Annotated in this window: 14 protein-coding genes; 8 read left to right on the top strand and 6 right to left on the bottom strand. The window is 63.1% G+C overall.

The features are described 5' to 3' along the window. Window positions 1-26: 26 nt before the first annotated feature. Window positions 27-557 carry a DUF4376 domain-containing protein gene (locus tag R0382_RS12035; RefSeq protein ID WP_432719829.1) on the top strand — a complete coding sequence of 177 codons (531 nt, stop codon included), beginning with the start codon at window positions 27-29 and terminating at the stop codon, window positions 555-557. Window positions 558-851: 294 nt separating this feature from the next. Here R0382_RS12035 and R0382_RS12030 read toward each other — a convergent pair whose 3' ends face one another. The 3 genes from R0382_RS12030 to R0382_RS12020 form a co-directional block, all read right to left on the bottom strand. Beyond that, window positions 852-1,445 carry a hypothetical protein gene (locus R0382_RS12030; RefSeq protein ID WP_432719828.1) on the bottom strand — a complete coding sequence of 198 codons (594 nt, stop codon included), beginning with the start codon at window positions 1,443-1,445 and terminating at the stop codon, window positions 852-854. Beyond that, entirely contained in the window at window positions 1,445-3,409 is a 1,965-nt protein-coding gene (locus R0382_RS12025) for an alkyl/aryl-sulfatase (protein ID WP_432719827.1), read from the bottom strand. The genes R0382_RS12030 and R0382_RS12025 overlap by 1 nt, the downstream gene beginning before the upstream one ends. 269 nt (window positions 3,410-3,678) lie before the next feature. Beyond that, window positions 3,679-4,641: a helix-turn-helix domain-containing protein gene (locus tag R0382_RS12020; RefSeq protein ID WP_432719826.1), complete on the bottom strand. Its 963-nt coding sequence runs from the start codon at window positions 4,639-4,641 to the stop codon at window positions 3,679-3,681. A gap of 6 nt (window positions 4,642-4,647) precedes the next feature. On the opposite strand from R0382_RS12020, the gene R0382_RS12015 reads away from it, so the two are divergent. Together R0382_RS12015 and R0382_RS12010 are read left to right on the top strand one after the other, a co-directional pair. Next, window positions 4,648-5,040: a hypothetical protein gene (locus R0382_RS12015; protein WP_432719825.1), complete on the top strand. Its 393-nt coding sequence runs from the start codon at window positions 4,648-4,650 to the stop codon at window positions 5,038-5,040. Then, the gene (locus R0382_RS12010; RefSeq protein WP_432719824.1) at window positions 5,037-7,004 is read left to right on the top strand and encodes an alkyl/aryl-sulfatase; all 1,968 of its coding nucleotides are present in this window, start codon (window positions 5,037-5,039) and stop codon (window positions 7,002-7,004) included. Before R0382_RS12015 ends, R0382_RS12010 begins: the two co-directional genes overlap by 4 nt. A gap of 79 nt (window positions 7,005-7,083) precedes the next feature. On the opposite strand, the gene R0382_RS12005 is transcribed toward R0382_RS12010, so the two are convergent. Continuing rightward, on the bottom strand, window positions 7,084-7,848 hold the full coding sequence (locus R0382_RS12005; RefSeq protein WP_432719823.1) for a 2,3-dihydro-2,3-dihydroxybenzoate dehydrogenase: 765 nt from the start codon (window positions 7,846-7,848) through the stop codon (window positions 7,084-7,086). Window positions 7,849-8,022: 174 nt separating this feature from the next. On the opposite strand from R0382_RS12005, the gene R0382_RS12000 reads away from it, so the two are divergent. The 5 genes from R0382_RS12000 to R0382_RS11980 are packed head-to-tail and all read left to right on the top strand — an operon-like array spanning window position 8,023 to window position 12,602. After that, entirely contained in the window at window positions 8,023-8,706 is a 684-nt protein-coding gene (locus R0382_RS12000) for a 4'-phosphopantetheinyl transferase family protein (RefSeq protein WP_432719822.1), read from the top strand. 52 nt (window positions 8,707-8,758) lie between these two features. Further along, window positions 8,759-10,549, top strand: a complete 1,791-nt coding sequence (locus R0382_RS11995; RefSeq protein WP_432719821.1) for a monovalent cation:proton antiporter-2 (CPA2) family protein — start codon at window positions 8,759-8,761, stop codon at window positions 10,547-10,549. After that, window positions 10,546-11,955 carry a multidrug transporter subunit MdtD gene (gene mdtD, locus R0382_RS11990; protein ID WP_432719820.1) on the top strand — a complete coding sequence of 470 codons (1,410 nt, stop codon included), beginning with the start codon at window positions 10,546-10,548 and terminating at the stop codon, window positions 11,953-11,955. Before R0382_RS11995 ends, mdtD begins: the two co-directional genes overlap by 4 nt. Before the next feature lie 35 nt (window positions 11,956-11,990). Beyond that, window positions 11,991-12,299, top strand: a complete 309-nt coding sequence (locus R0382_RS11985) for a hypothetical protein (RefSeq protein ID WP_432719818.1) — start codon at window positions 11,991-11,993, stop codon at window positions 12,297-12,299. A 24-nt stretch (window positions 12,300-12,323) separates the two neighbouring features. Further along, window positions 12,324-12,602, top strand: coding sequence for a hypothetical protein (locus R0382_RS11980; RefSeq protein ID WP_432719817.1), 279 nt, complete (start codon window positions 12,324-12,326; stop codon window positions 12,600-12,602). Between the two features lie 83 nt (window positions 12,603-12,685). On the opposite strand, the gene R0382_RS11975 is transcribed toward R0382_RS11980, so the two are convergent. Further along, window positions 12,686-13,636 carry a D-2-hydroxyacid dehydrogenase gene (locus R0382_RS11975; protein WP_432719816.1) on the bottom strand — a complete coding sequence of 317 codons (951 nt, stop codon included), beginning with the start codon at window positions 13,634-13,636 and terminating at the stop codon, window positions 12,686-12,688. Beyond that, window positions 13,633-14,529: an ArgP/LysG family DNA-binding transcriptional regulator gene (locus tag R0382_RS11970; protein ID WP_432719815.1), complete on the bottom strand. Its 897-nt coding sequence runs from the start codon at window positions 14,527-14,529 to the stop codon at window positions 13,633-13,635. Before R0382_RS11970 ends, R0382_RS11975 begins: the two co-directional genes overlap by 4 nt. Window positions 14,530-14,632: the final 103 nt, after the last annotated feature.

Raw genomic sequence — 14,632 nt, 5'->3', positions numbered from 1 at the left:
GTGCAACACCATCAAACGAGGCAATCATGAGCACTGCAAAATACAAGCTGACGCAAAGCCCGGACATGGTGATCCGCATCGAGGACGGCGCTAGCATCCCCCGCGGCCACCGCTGGTGGGACGACTACGAGGCCTGGCTGGCAGACGGCAACACGCCCGAGCCGTTCGAGTCGGCCACCACGCTCGAATCGCTCCGAGCCGCCGCACGCGAGCGGATTAACGTCTGGCGGAACCAGCAAGAGCGTGCCGTGGTGTCCTTCCCGCATGCTGACCACCGCTGGGATGGCGGCCTCGTTGTCCGGGAACGGCTCAACACGACGCTGGGGACGCTTAAGGCGTTCGGCGTGCCAGCGGGATTTTTTTGGACGGATGCCGACAATATCGACGTGCCGATGACCCAGCTCGAGCTGCAAGCGCTCTATGAAGCGCACGAGCGCGCCATCTTCGGTCAAGGCTGGAAAATCCATCAGCGCCAACGCGAGCTGAAACGACAAGTTGATGCGGCAGGTGCTGTGTGGCTACGTGCATTCGTTCCGGATTGGCCAGTGTCAGCCTGACCGTTTATGCAATTTCATTGCACATGGCGGAAAATGGCGCATCAACAATTTATCGCGCAAACGGCTGCAAGTTTTCGCGCCGCGCTTCAACAGCCGGCGACGTCAGCGCCCGGATTAGGGCTGGCGCGGCGCCGCCCGACTTAGGGAAGGTTCACACCAGCATGAATCGCCCATAACCCCGCAGCAGCATTGCTACGACCACCGAATGCCCGGCATCCGGTACGGGGAATCCAATGCAGGCCCGCCCTTGCCCCCAAACACCTTGCATGCCTGGGGGCAGGCGGAAAGGTCAGGCTAGTTTTTTGCGTAGGTTTTGGCTGATCCGAGCACGAAAGGCGAAACCGGCCCGACAAAACGCATCAGACCCGCCTCACGTGCAGCGGGCACGTCCAATGCTCCCGAAAGCAAAGCCGCGAGGGTAGCCTCGCTGGTGATGACGACAGGCGAGGATGCATCAATCGAAGGCGCTTCGATATGGGTGGCCAGGCCCAGGTGTGCACCCGTCTCATGCGCGTGATCCGCGTGCGCATGCCCTGCGTGATCCGCCTGCGCAGCGGTGTCGGCCATGCCGAAGGACGACCACATGCCGGCGTTCACCAGGAGCAGATAAAAACTGCCGCCATATTGGCTGGTCTCAAGGCGCGCGTGCAATTGCTTGACCATTTGCACGCTACGTTCGAGACCGGCCTCGCCGGCCGAAGTCGGGATCGTCGCCAGTTTGCCGTCGGCTAAGGCACGGTGGGTGGCCAGTGCAACGCCGAGCGAACCGGGATAGCTGACGGTGAATGGGTTGTCGATCTGGGCGTCGTAACCGCATGCATAGGCCGACTGGCCGGACAAGCCGGCCAGCAGCATGCACGCGAGCAGGTGTGGGCTCGCTTTCATCATCAAGGGGTAACGATATTGAACCAGAAGTTGTAATTGTCGATCGAGGTCATGAAGTCCTCGAAGACATCCGCCTTGCCGTCGACCTTGATCTTCCCGTCGGCAATGGCCTGCTCAAGCGTCGTTTCTTTCAACTGCACCGCGTTGAGCGCGCTCTTGGTCATGGTCAGCGTCACATCCGCCGTCGGGGCTTGCTTGGTGGTGTGGTTAAGGACGGCGTTTTCGACCGTCAGCGTGTAGTGCTTCTTCAGGTCGGTGAAATTGATGTTGATCGCGTAGTTTTTCCCGGCTGCTTTTTCCGGATTCAGACGGACAGCGAGGTAATCGAACAACATGTCCGGCGACATTGCCTTGATGGTGTCCGGCGTCGCGGTGACCGTACCACCGGCGCTCGGCACGCCGTTGCGCAGCTCGTACGCACCTTGCAGATAGACCGAGCGCCACGGACCGGATTCAGCCTGATAGCCAAGCTGTTCCAGTGCGTCGGCCAGCAGTTCCTTGCCCTGCGTGCTGTTGGGGTTGGCAAAGACGACGTGCTTCATGACCTCGGCCACCCAGCGGTAATCGCCCTTGTCGAACGAGGCCTTGGCCTTCTTGATCACCTCGGCTTCGCCGCCCATGAACTCGACGTAGCGCGGGCCGACCAGTTCCGGCGGCAGGTTGTCCAGATTGGACGGGTTGCCGTTGTACCAGCCCATATAGCGCTGATAGACCGCGCGGCTGTTGTGCTTCAGCGTGCCGTAGTAGCCACGGTTGGGCCAGAAGTCGTTCAGCTCCGTTGGTAGCTTGATCATTTCCGAGATTTCTTCCCCGGTGTAGCCCTGATTCATCAGGCGTACGGACTGATCGTGCGTGTACTTGTACAAGTCGCGCTGCTTCTTGAAGTAGTCGACGATGTTCTGGTTGCCCCAGCGCGGCCAGTGGTGGCTCTGGAACTTGACCTGCACCTGGTTGCCCCAGGTTTCGATCGTTTCGTTCAGGAAGCTCGACCACTTGAGCGCATCGCGCACCTGGGCACCGCGCAAGGTGAGGATGTTGTGCATGGTGTTGGTGGTGTTTTCCGCCATCCACAGCGCCTTGTGTTGCGGGAACCAGGTGTTCATTTCTGCCGGCGCTTCGGTACCCGGCGTCATCTGGAACACCATCTTGACGCCGTCGATCGTCACCTCTTCGCCGGTTTTCTTGATTTCGCGCGTCGGCACCAGCAAGCCACCCAGACCCGTCGAAGTCGTCTGCCCCAGACCGCCGTTCACGCCGCCCTGTGCGTTCCGCGGCAACAGTGCGCCATACATATAGATTGCGCGACGGCCCATCGCGTTGCCGGCAATCACGTTTTCCGATACGGCGTGCTCGGTGAAGTGCTCTGGCGCCAGAATCTGCACCTTGCCGGCCTTGACGTCCTTTTCATCGACGATGCCGCGGACACCGCCGTAGTGGTCGACGTGCGAATGGCTGTACACCACGGCAACGACCGGGCGCTTGCCCAGCTGCTTGTTGATGAAATCAAGCGCGGCCTTGGCCGTTTCGCCCGAAATCAGCGGATCGAACACGATCCAGCCGGTCTTGCCCTGGACGAAGGTGATATTGGAAAGGTCGTAGCCGCGCACCTGATAGATCCCGTCGGTGACCTTGAACAAGCCGTACTGCATGTTCAACTGCGCGTTGCGCCACAGGCTGGGGTTGACGGTATCAGGGGCCGAGGCATCCAGCGTGATGTATTTCTTGTATTGCTCCAGATCCCAGACGACATTGCCCTTGGCATCCTTGATCGTCAGCGTATCGGGTTTGGCAATGAAGCCTTTTTGCGCGTCGGCGAAATCCTGTTTATCGCTGAACGGCAGTTCCTGCTGCACTTGCTGATTGGCCTTCTTGGTGTATTCGCTTGCCGGCTTGGGCGCTGTCGCGGCCAGTGTGTTGGTCGCCAGGCCGGCGCTGAGCATCAACGCAATGCATGAGGTGAGTTTCACGTCAACATTCTCCAGGGAGTGGGTTGTAAATAATCGAGGAGGCCCTGTAAGACTATCCCGATGGCATTGGTTCACTCTAGAAGCGGGCAGATTCATTTTCAATTGCCAGCACCGCCCATTCAGCCACCTGGAATCACCACCCACATCCTGAATTTTCGACGTCCGAAACCACCTCCCTCAGCGACCGAACAGCGCATCAAGCGCACCGATCGGCAGCCCACGCGCCTATTGCAGCAGGCCTACACCAGTGACCTCGTCAGACAGCAGCATCAGCGACGCCGCTGGTGCGCACGCAGCGTGTCGGCCGGATACTCCCCAAACAGCGCGCGGTAATAGCCGGCAAACCGCCCCGGCTCGGTGATGCCGACCCGCGCCGCGACCGTCGATACCAGATGCTCCTCGGGCCGCGGAGCACACAGGGCGCGGCGAAAGGCATTCAGCTGCCGTAGGCGCAGATACCCGCTGGGCGTCACGCCAAACACCTCGGCAAACATGGCGCGCAGCGTCCGTTCGCTGACGCCGGCCTCGGCGGCCAGCTGACCGACGCAGATCGCTTCCCCGCTGCCCGCCGCCAGATACGTCAGCATGTCCCGAATGATCCCGCGACGAGGCAGGCGGCTGCGGCCGGTTGCAGCCTGCGGCCGGCGGGGTACCGGGCCGCCCGCCAGCGCGGCCAGCAGCGACCAAAAGCCGTCCACGTGCATGGATCGGCAAAGCGCACTGCTGCCCGGGCGGCGTTGCAGCATCGCCGTTTGCGATTGCAATACCAGCCGCTGCGCGGCGTACTCGCCAAGTTGTGTAGTCACATCCGTCAGCGGCACCGAACACGCGCTCCAGCTGGCCACGCCGTGCGCCTGGATCACCAGCGGCGTCCCCGGCGCCAGCAGCACCAGCGCCTCATCGACGACCGGCTGGCCGTTGAATACATACTGCCCGGCCACATCCGGCAGGAACACGGTCAGCCAGCCGGCCTCGCCCTCACCTTCGACCAGATTGGTGCCGCCATGCATCGCCTGTTGCAGCACGATGCCGCTGTGAACCTGCCGTGACAGCAACCAGCCCGCGTCGCTGCGCGTCGTTTGCAGCAGACGCCCGTTCACGCCGTGCAGCGCCTGCGCGTAGCGATCGGGGCCACGACTTATCCGGTCGATCGGTACGTTTTTGCCGGATCTGCACATCGGGTTCGGCGACCAGTCCCTAAGATCGTGCTTTTCGGTGTTCTGTTTCCGCATGTCGCCTTGTCTTCCCTTGTTTATCCCTGCTGCATCGCCCGCTTTCGGTCGCCGTTTCGGCTGGCCGCCTTGCCCAAGCCCGGCGTGCAGGGCTCTGGCGCCAACAGCCCGAATTGGCAGACCGCCAGCGCAATGGCCGCAATGGCCGCAATGGCCGCAATGGCCGCAATGGGAATATTTCCAGCCATTGCGACAATCCGACTGCGTAATTTGCTTTCACCGACTGCCAATGACAACGGTAAATTTGCCACGCGTTTTTATTCACAACAATTAAATGGATATAGCCATATCCAGTTTGGCGACACAAATAAAAACGCCATTCCGAAAATAGAAACATTTCTATTTTTATCAACGCGCTCACAAGGCGCAAAATCAGTACTACAGGAGAGCACCCGATGAAACCCGGCCTGAAACTCCCTCGCATCGCAGCGCTGACCGCGCTGGCGCTGTGTATTGGCACTGCGTTCGCAACGCCCAATGCGGCCACCAAGGCCACCCGCAAGGCCAACGATGCCGTGGCAAACTATTTGCCGTTTGGCGACAAACAGGATTTCGAGGATGCCAATCGCGGCTTTATCGCCGATTTGCCGTCGCCGATCATCAAGGGTGAATCCGGCAATACCGTGATTGACCTGTCTCAATATGATTTCCTGAAGAAAGCAGGCCCGACGCCGGATACGGTCAATCCCAGCCTTTGGCGTCAATCTCAATTGCTGGCCAAGCACGGCCTGTTCAAGGTCGTTGACGGCATCTACCAAGTCCGCAATATCGATCTGGCCAATATCACCTTCGTTCGCGGCAAGACCGGCTGGGTCGTCATCGATCCGCTGACTTCCGCCGAGACGGCCAAAGCCGCGCTGGACCTGATCAACAGCAAGGTCGAGAAGCTGCCGGTTTCGGCCGTGCTGTTCACCCATAGCCATGTGGACCACTTTGCCGGCATCCGCGGCATCGTCGACGAGAAGGACGTGCGCGCCGGCAAAGTGCCTGTGATCGCGCCGGAAGGCTTCATGGAAGAAGCCGTCAGCGAGAACGTCTTCGCCGGCAACGTGATGAGTCGCCGCGCCTCGTACATGTACGGCAATCTGCTGCCCAAGAGCCCGACCGGCAATGTCGGCGGTGGTCTGGGCCTGACGACGGCCGCCGGTACGATCACGCTGTTCGAACCGAGCAAGCTCGTCGGCAAGACCGGAGAAAAGCTCAGCGTCGACGGTATCGACATCGTGTTCCAGATGGCGCCGGGCACCGAAGCGCCAGCGGAAATGCTGTTCTATTTCCCGCAATTCAAGGCGATCTGCCTGGCCGAAGACGCCAACCACACGCTGCACAACATCCTGACCATGCGCGGCGCCAAGGTGCGCAGCGCACAGAAATGGGCCAAGACGCTGGATCAGACGATCGACCTGTGGGGCAAGGACGCCGTGGTTTCGTTCGGCAGCCACCACTGGCCGCAATGGGACAACACACGCGTTGTCGACCATCTGGAAAAGCAGCGCGACCTCTACAAGTACATCAACGACCAGACCTTGCGCATGGCCAATGAAGGCCTGACGATGGACGAGATCGCCGACCAGTTCAAACTGCCGGACAGTCTGGCCAAGACCTTTGCCAACCGCGGTTACTACGGCAACCTGAAGCACAACGTCCGCGCAACCTATCAGCTGTATCTGGGGTTCTGGGACGGCAATCCGGCCAACCTCGACCCCTATCCGCCGGTCGAGGAAGCCAAGCGCTACGTGGCACTGATCGGTGCCGACAAGATGTTGCAGAACGCCAAGGCCTCGTACGACAAGGGCGACTATCGCTGGGCCGCCGCCATCGCCAACAAGCTCGTGTTCGCCGAACCGGGTAACAAGCAGGCCCGGCAGATCGAAGCCGATGCGCTTGAGCAGCTCGGCTACCAGGCCGAATCCGGCCCCGAGCGCAACTTCTACCTGTCGGGCGCCAAAGAACTGCGCGACGGCGTGCAGAAGGTCGCAACGCCGAATACCAGCTCGCCGGACATCATCCGCGGCATGAGCACCGAGATGTTCCTTGATTTCCTCGCCATTCACCTGAATGGCCCGAAAGCCGCGGGCAAAGCCTATGCCTTCAACCTGAACTTCCCGGATACCAAGGAAAAGTTCGTGCTGACGGTGAAGAATGGTGTGATGAACTACGGCAAGGACAAACAGTTGCCCAAGCCGGATGCCTCGATCACCCTCGACCGCAGCACGCTCGACGACATCGCGCTGGGCAAGCTCAAGCTCGGCAACCTTGCCGAAAGTGGTCAGGTGAAATTCGACGGCAACCGTGCCAAGTTCAAGGAAATGCTCGGCCTGTTCGACAAGTTCGACTTCTGGTTCACCATTGCCGAGCCTTGATCCGGCCCGGTACTGCAGCAACGGAAAAACGCCCCGGTTTCGGGGCGTTTTTTTGATCGATCGGCGCGGACATGCAGCGTCAGCGCCCCAGCGTCGCCCCGCCGTCGACGACGATGTCCTGCAAGATCACGTGGTTGGCGGCGCTGGACAGCAGGAACGTCACCACACCGGCAATATCATCCGGCGTGGCGATTTTCTTCAGCGGGATGCCCAGCCTGTGGCTGGCCAGCGAGCCGGCAATCACCCGGGCCGGGCCACTGTCGTCGGTCCACAGCTGGCGCTGCATGTCGGTATCGGTCGAACCCGGCGAGACGATGTTGCAGCGGATGCCGAATTCGGCCAGTTCCAGCCCCAGGCAGCGGGTGAACTGCGCCGATGCGGCCTTGGACGCACAGTACGCGCCCATCAGCGTGCGCGGCGTCGTCGCGGCGTTCGAACCGACGGTGACGATGGCACCGCGACCGCGGGCCTTCATCCGCCGGGCCACTGCGGTGCTCAGGTGGAACACGCCATGGGTGTTGACGGCGAACGTCGCCAGCCAGTCTGCGGTGGTCGTCGCCAGTATGTCTCCCATCCGCAGGATGCCGGCAACGTTGGCCAACGAGCCGATCGGGCCGATCTCGGCCTCGATCTGCGCGACTGCGCGTTCGACCGCCGTGGCGTCGCTGACATCGAGCGCTAGCGGTGTCACCCCTTCGATGCCGGCGTAGCGTGCCGCCAACGCCTCGGCATGGATGTCGAGCGCGACGACCCGCACCCGCTGTGCCAGCAGTGTGTCGACCACCGCCGCACCAATGCCCTGCGCCGCGCCACTGACAACGGCGATTCCGGGTTCGAATTCCATGCCCGATCTCAAAATAAAAATGATTCTCAACACTATCACTGCGCCCGGACCGACCCGTTTCGGTCGGCTTCGAATTCCTTTGCCGGAGCGAATTTCTTTGCCGCAACGTCCAATCTGGATGGCAGGACCGGATCGACGGTTAGCAAGGCCGGCCGTCGCGGGTAAGATCGCAGCATGATTTCCGGCCTTCCTTCCTTCACCCAGCTTCCAGCCGGCGTGGTCTTGTCCGCGCAGCATTTCGACGTCGACGAAGCCACATTGCAGCGCCTTGATCCGGCGACGCTCCCGGCAGCACTCGCCACCGCCGTGCTCAAGCGCCGGATCGAATTTCTCGCCGGTCGCCACTGCGCACGCACGGCGCTGCGACAGGCCGGCCACGACGGCGCGGCACCGCTGCAGATCGGCGACGACCGCGCACCGCAATGGCCGTCCGGCTGGATCGGCGCGATCACCCACAGCCACGGCGCCGCGCTCGCCATCGTGGCGCCGGCGACGCGCTACGCGGGGCTGGGCATCGACATCGAGCCATGGGTCGACGCGGCCCGTACCGAACGGCTGCGCGCCCAGGTCGGGATCGACGCCGAATGGGCGCTGCGGCCGGCCGAACTGACGCAGGCCGAATGGTTCACGGCGGTGTTCTCGATGAAGGAAAGCCTGTTCAAGGCGCTTTATCCCCAGGTGCGCCGCTACTTCGGCTTCCACGATGCCGAAGTCGTCGCCGCCGGTGCGGATTCCGCCACGCTGCGATTGACCGTGGCGCTGGCCGGCGACTGCCCGATCGGCGCCGAGTACGCGATCGCAATCGCTCGCAGTGACGATTTCGTGCTGACGCTCTGTGCGGTGCCGGCCGAACGCTGACCTTGCAGGCGCTTTCGATACAATGAACGATGGCTAATAGACGGACCGCCCGATGACCCTTACCGCAGAAATTGCGCTCTTCCTTGCCGCCGCCGTTGCGCTGGTCCCGCTGTTCAGATTGACCGGCCTCGGTGCCGTGCTCGGCTATATGACCGCCGGCGTGCTGATCGGGCCGTGGGGCTTGGGCCTCGTCACCGAGGTCGACAACATCCTGCATTTCGCCGAACTGGGCGTCGTGCTGCTGCTGTTCATCATCGGCCTCGAGCTGCAACCGAGCCGGCTGTGGGTGCTGCGCCGCTCGGTGTTCGGTCTCGGCGGTGCGCAGGTTCTGCTGACCGGCGCGTTGCTCGCCGGCGCGGCACTGCTGTTCGGGCTGACGCTCGAATCGGCCATCGTCGCCGGTTTCGCGCTGGCGCTGTCGTCGACGGCCTTCGTGCTGCAAATGCTCGCCGAGAAAAAAGAACTGACGACCCGCTACGGCCGCGACGGTTTCTCGATCCTGCTGTTTCAGGATCTGGCGGTGATTCCCTTCCTCGCGGTGCTGCCGCTGCTCGGCGTTGCGGCGATCAAGAGCGCCGAGCCGGGCTGGCTGGGGGCCTTGCGCGTGACCGGGGTCGTCGTCGGCGTCATCGTTGCCGGACGGCTGCTGCTGCGGCCGGCACTGCGGCTGATCGCCCGTCACGGCAGCCCGGAAGTGTTTACCGCCGCCACGCTGCTGGTCGCGCTCGGCACGGCGCTGCTGATGGAGCACGTCGGGCTGTCGATGTCGCTCGGTGCCTTTCTCGCCGGCGTGCTGCTCGCCGATTCGGAATACCGTCACGAGCTTGAAGCGAATATCGAACCCTTCAAAGGCTTGCTGCTCGGGCTGTTTTTCATCGCCGTCGGCATGTCGACCAATCTCGGCCTGCTGACGACACAGTTCTTCATCATCGTCGGCCTGATTGCCGTGCTGGTCGTGGTCAAGTTTGCCGTGCTCTATCTGATCGGCCGGGTCAGCGGCGCCGGTGATTACCACGCGCGCCGGCTCGGCATCGCGCTGGCGCAAGGCGGTGAATTCGCCTTCGTGCTGTTCAATCTCGCGGTACAGCAGCAGGTGATGGACCAGCACCTCGCCGACCTGCTGGTGATCGTCGTGACGCTGTCGATGGTCGCGACGCCGTTCATTGTCTTCATCCATGAACGCTGGCTGGCACCCCGGCTCGACGCGCAACCCAAGCGCGAATTCGACACCATCGCGCCCGAACATGCGACGCCGGTGATCATCGCCGGCTTCGGCCGCTTCGGCCAGATCGTCGGCCGGGTGCTGCGGCTGAAGAAGATCGGTTTTACCGCGCTCGAAGCCAGCGCCGATCAGGTCGACTTCGTCCGCCGTTTCGGCAACAAGGTGTTCTACGGCGACGCATCGCGCCTCGACCTGCTGCGCGCCGCACGCGCCGAAGAGGCCAAGATCTTCGTGCTGGCGATCGACAATATCGAAGCCTCGCTCAAGACCGCGCAGATGGTGCGCGAGCATTTCCCGAACCTGAAAATCTACGCCCGCGCCCGCAACCGGTTTCACGCCTACCGCTTGATGGATCTGGGCGTCACCGCCCTGCAGCGCGAAACCTTCCTCGACAGCCTCGATCTCGCCGGACAGGTACTGACGGGGCTGGGCATCAGCGACGCGCGGCGCGACCGCACGCTGGCCTTGTTCCGCGCCAACGACGAAGCGCTGCTCGAACGCCAGCACGCGGTCTCGCACGATGAACAGCAGATGATCCAGGCGACCCAGGACGCGATGCGCGAACTCGAAAGCCTGTTCGAATCGGACAGCAGGGCCGTCGACGACGAGGACAAACCATGAGCGAACCCCGCGAAAACCGCTGGCTGCTGTGGCTGGTTGCCATCGGTTTCTTCATGCAGACGCTGGATTCGACCATCGTCAACACCGCGCTGCCGTCGATGGCGGCACACCTGGGCGAAAGCCCGCTGCGCATGCAGTCGGTGGTGATCAGCTATATGCTCACCGTCGCGCTCCTGATGCCGGCTTCGGGCTGGCTGGCCGACCGCTTCGGCACCCGGCGGGTGTTTCTCGCGGCAATCATCCTGTTCACGATCGGCTCGCTCGCCTGCGCGCAATCGCAAAACCTATGGCAACTGGTTGTCGCCCGCGTTATCCAGGGCGTCGGCGGCGCGATGCTGCTGCCGGTCGGGCGGCTCGCGGTGCTGCGCGCCTTTCCGCGCGAACAGTTCCTTGCCGCGATGAGCTTCGTCACGATTCCGGGGCTGGTCGGCCCGCTGATCGGCCCGACCCTGGGCGGCTGGCTGGTTGTCTACGCATCGTGGCACTGGATCTTCCTGATCAATCTCCCGATCGGCATCCTCGGCGCAATTGCCACCGCGCGCTTCATGCCCGCCTTCTTCGGCGCCGAGCGCCAGCGCTTCGACATCTACGGTTATCTGCTGCTGGCGTTTGCGATGGTGACGATCTCGGTGTCGCTCGACGGTCTGGCCGAGCTCGGCCTGAAGACCGTCGTCGTCACGCTGCTGCTGATCGCCGGGCTGGCGGCGATCTGCGTCTATGTGCTGCACGCCGGCAGCAGCGCGCGGCCGCTGTTCAGCCTGACGCTGTTCCATGTCCGTACGTACACGATCGGCGTCTGGGGCAATCTGTTCGCGCGGATCGGCGCCGGCGCAGTGCCCTTCCTGATTCCGCTGATGCTGCAGGTCAGCCTTGGCTTCACGCCGCTGGAGGCCGGGCTGATGATGCTGCCGACCGCCATCGCCGGGCTGACCGCCAAAAGCTGGGTCTCGCCGCTGATCCAGCGTTTCGGCTACCGGCAGGTCCTGGTCGTCAACACCTTCCTGACCGGTTTGATGATCACGAGCTTCGCGCTGTTCTCGCCCCAGGAGCCGCTGTGGCTGCGCATCGTCCAGCTTGCATTGTTCGGCGCGGTCAATTCGATCCAGTTCACCGCGATGAACACGCTGGCACTGAAAGACTTGGAAACCGCGCAGGCATCCGAAGGCAACGGCCTGTTGTCGATGATCATGCAGCTGTCGATGAGCCTCGGCGTCGCCGCCGCAGGCGCAATGCTCGGCGCATTCAGCGACTACTTCGGCCATGCCGAAGCCGGCACAGCGCTGAGTGCATTTCAGGTGACGTTCGCCTGCGTCGGCGTCATCACCGCGATCAGCGCATGGATCTTCTGGCAGCTCGATCCGAACGACCGCGAATGCAGCGAAGCGGGGCATGTCGAGCTGGAATGAATAACAGGAAAAATGTAAGCTTTAAGAAATAAACCATGGAGAAACGCATCATGCGGACTGTACCGTGGGGCTGGTCGGGTGTTTTCCCCTGCAATCGCTGGGTCAATGCGGCAGTGCTCTGTCTGTGCTTTCCGGTTCCCAGCCTGCTGTTCAAGCTGCACTTTGCCGGTGGTAATCGCTGGATCGTGCCCTTCTTCCATTTGGCCGCCATCCTCTTGGTCGGGCTGGCACTGCGCTGGTGCGAGGCGCGCTGCAACCACGCCAGCCAGCCCGTTCGCGACGCAGCGACCGCCACGCTGCTGATCGCGTGCATGAGCAGCCTGATCCTGATGTTCACGCTCTGACGCCATTTCGATAAGGAAACCGGTTTGTCCACGTTCATCCTGCTGCTCGAACTCGCCAGCGCGCTCGCGCTGATGGCCGCCGCGTACTACTACATGGTCTACAACCCCGGCGCGCAAAAGGCGTGGGAGCACCTGCCGACAGAGGCCGAATACCGCGCCCGCACCGGCCAAAGCGGCACGCTCGCATGCAGCCATTGCGACAATGCCGAGACGCTGGATGTCGGTCTGCTGCGCGTTACCGACTACCGCCGCCAGCATCTGTGCACCCGATGCAGAAACACGCTGTGGCGCAGCCGGATCTGAATAGCCTACGAAGTCGGCCCTGACCGGATCACATCATGAAAAACGCCGCCCTTGGGCGGCGTTGTCGTTTGCGGCAAGTTCACTCACGACACGACGTTGCGCGGTTCGCCGCGCAGGAAGGCATCGACGTTGTCGATCAGTTGATCGGCCAGCCGCTGCATCGTCTCGGCGCCCGCCCAAGCAATGTGCGGCGTGATGATCAGATTGGGCAGGTCGACGTCGAGCAGCGGGTTGCCGTTGCGCGGCGGCTCCTCGATCAGCACGTCGAGCCCGGCGCCGCCGATGCGGCCAGCCTGCAGTGCCTCGAGCAGCGCCGCCTCGTCGATCAGCCCGCCCCGGGCGGTGTTGATCAGCACCGCGTCGGGCTTCATCAGCGCCAGTTCACGCGCGGCAATCATGTTGCGGGTCCGCTCGTTCAGCGGGCAGTGCAGGCTGATGACGTCGGCCTGCGCGATCGCCTGATCGAACGGCACGTAACCGGGGCGCAGGCTGATGGCCTCCTTCTTCTCGGCAAAAATCACCTGCATGCCAAGGGCGCGCGCGAGTTTGCCAAGCGCCTGACCGAGCGCACCGCTGCCGATGATGGTCAGCGTGCCGCCGGCCAGATCGTGCAAGGGCGCGCCGAAATGGCAGAAACCGGGGGCACGCTGCCAGGCGCCGTCGGCCAGATCGCGCCGGTACGACAGCAGTTGGCGTTTCAATGCCAGCATCAGCATCAGCGCGTGTTCCGGTACGCCGGCGGTTGCATAGTCGCGGATGTTCGACACGACGATGCCGCGGTCCCGGCAGGCGGCCAGATCGACGATGTTGTAGCCGGTCGCAGCCACCGCGATGAGCTTGAGCTCGGGTGCAGCGTCGATCACGTCGGCAGTCAGCGGCACCTTGTTGCTGATCGCCACCGTCGCCGTCCGCAAACGCTCCCTCGCCTCCTCGGTACTGGACTGCGCGTATTCGACCCAGCGATGCGGCGCATCGGGCCGGCGCACCGGTGCGGGCACGGTTTCACGATCGAGGAAGACGATTTCGGGGCTCATGATGGCTCTCCCGGCAGGGGGTTGAAGTGGCCTGCTGCGAATTCGACCAACGCCGTGGCGATTTGCTCCGCAACTGGTGATTGTTTTGTCCAGTGGTGCCAAAAAAGCGGCACGACCATCGTCGTTTCGCCGAGACCGACGAGCTCGCCCGCGGCCAATGCCGCCGCCGCTTGGGCCTGCGGCACGACCGCGTAGGCGACGCCGGCCAGCGCCGCGGCATACAGCGCGTTCGATTCGGGAATCACATGCGCCGGGTAACTGCCCTCGGCCAGACCATGCGCCTCGCGCAACCAGCGCCGGTGCAGGCTGTCGCGATGCGCGAACACCGCGGCCGGCGCATCGGCCAGCGTGGCCGCATTCAGACCGGCGGCGAAATAGCGCTGGGCGAAATCCCGCGTGGCCACCGGCAGATAGTCGAGCCCGCCCAGCGGACGCACCGCGCAACCGGGCACCGGCGCCGCCTCGCTGGCGATGCAGCCGACGACGGCGCCGCGCCGCAACGATTCGAGCGTGTACGCCTCGTCGTCGATCACGCAGTCGAGCAGGATGTGCTGCGCCGCCAGCGTCGGCGCGATCGCGGCAATCAGCCCGACGGCGAGGCTGTCGGCGTTGACGCCGATCGCCACGCTGCGCCATGCATTCGCCGCCCCGGCATCGCGCGCCAGCTCGGCTTCGAGCTGCTGTACCCGCCGCACGTGCGTCAGCAGCCTTTCGCCCTCGGCGGTCGGCTCGACCGGGTCGCGTGACAGCAGTACGCAGCCGAGTTTTTCCTCGAGCTGGCGTATCCGTTGCGACACGGCCGACTGCGTCAGGTGCAGCCGGCGCGCGGCGCCGTCGAAGCTGCCGGCGCGGGCAACCATGTCCAGGGCTTCGAGGAGCTTGTAGTCGAGCATTAGCGGCGCTGATCGGCGATTAGAAAAGACTGTTTTACCACGACGCGGCACACTGATTGAATACACGACGATCACTCAATCCCGATGTGCAAAGAGATATTCC

The sequence above is a fragment of the Jeongeupia wiesaeckerbachi genome (assembly GCF_050916355.1).
Taxonomy (GTDB): Bacteria; Pseudomonadota; Gammaproteobacteria; order Burkholderiales; family Chitinibacteraceae; genus Jeongeupia; species Jeongeupia wiesaeckerbachi.
This window is presented reverse-complemented; position numbering and strand designations above follow the sequence as displayed.

Excerpts from the sequence above, each read along its gene's own strand:
- R0382_RS12035 (WP_432719829.1), top strand. The coding sequence starts at position 27 with ATGAGCACTGCAAAATACAAGCTGACGCAAAGCCCGGACATGGTGATC.
- R0382_RS12030 (WP_432719828.1), bottom strand. The coding sequence starts at position 1,445 with ATGATGAAAGCGAGCCCACACCTGCTCGCGTGCATGCTGCTGGCCGGC.
- R0382_RS12020 (WP_432719826.1), bottom strand. The coding sequence starts at position 4,641 with ATGCGGAAACAGAACACCGAAAAGCACGATCTTAGGGACTGGTCGCCG.
- R0382_RS12010 (WP_432719824.1), top strand. The coding sequence starts at position 5,037 with ATGAAACCCGGCCTGAAACTCCCTCGCATCGCAGCGCTGACCGCGCTG.
- R0382_RS12005 (WP_432719823.1), bottom strand. The coding sequence starts at position 7,848 with ATGGAATTCGAACCCGGAATCGCCGTTGTCAGTGGCGCGGCGCAGGGC.
- R0382_RS12000 (WP_432719822.1), top strand. The coding sequence starts at position 8,023 with ATGATTTCCGGCCTTCCTTCCTTCACCCAGCTTCCAGCCGGCGTGGTC.
- R0382_RS11995 (WP_432719821.1), top strand. The coding sequence starts at position 8,759 with ATGACCCTTACCGCAGAAATTGCGCTCTTCCTTGCCGCCGCCGTTGCG.
- mdtD (WP_432719820.1), top strand. The coding sequence starts at position 10,546 with ATGAGCGAACCCCGCGAAAACCGCTGGCTGCTGTGGCTGGTTGCCATC.
- R0382_RS11985 (WP_432719818.1), top strand. The coding sequence starts at position 11,991 with ATGGAGAAACGCATCATGCGGACTGTACCGTGGGGCTGGTCGGGTGTT.
- R0382_RS11975 (WP_432719816.1), bottom strand. The coding sequence starts at position 13,636 with ATGAGCCCCGAAATCGTCTTCCTCGATCGTGAAACCGTGCCCGCACCG.
- R0382_RS11970 (WP_432719815.1), bottom strand. The coding sequence starts at position 14,529 with ATGCTCGACTACAAGCTCCTCGAAGCCCTGGACATGGTTGCCCGCGCC.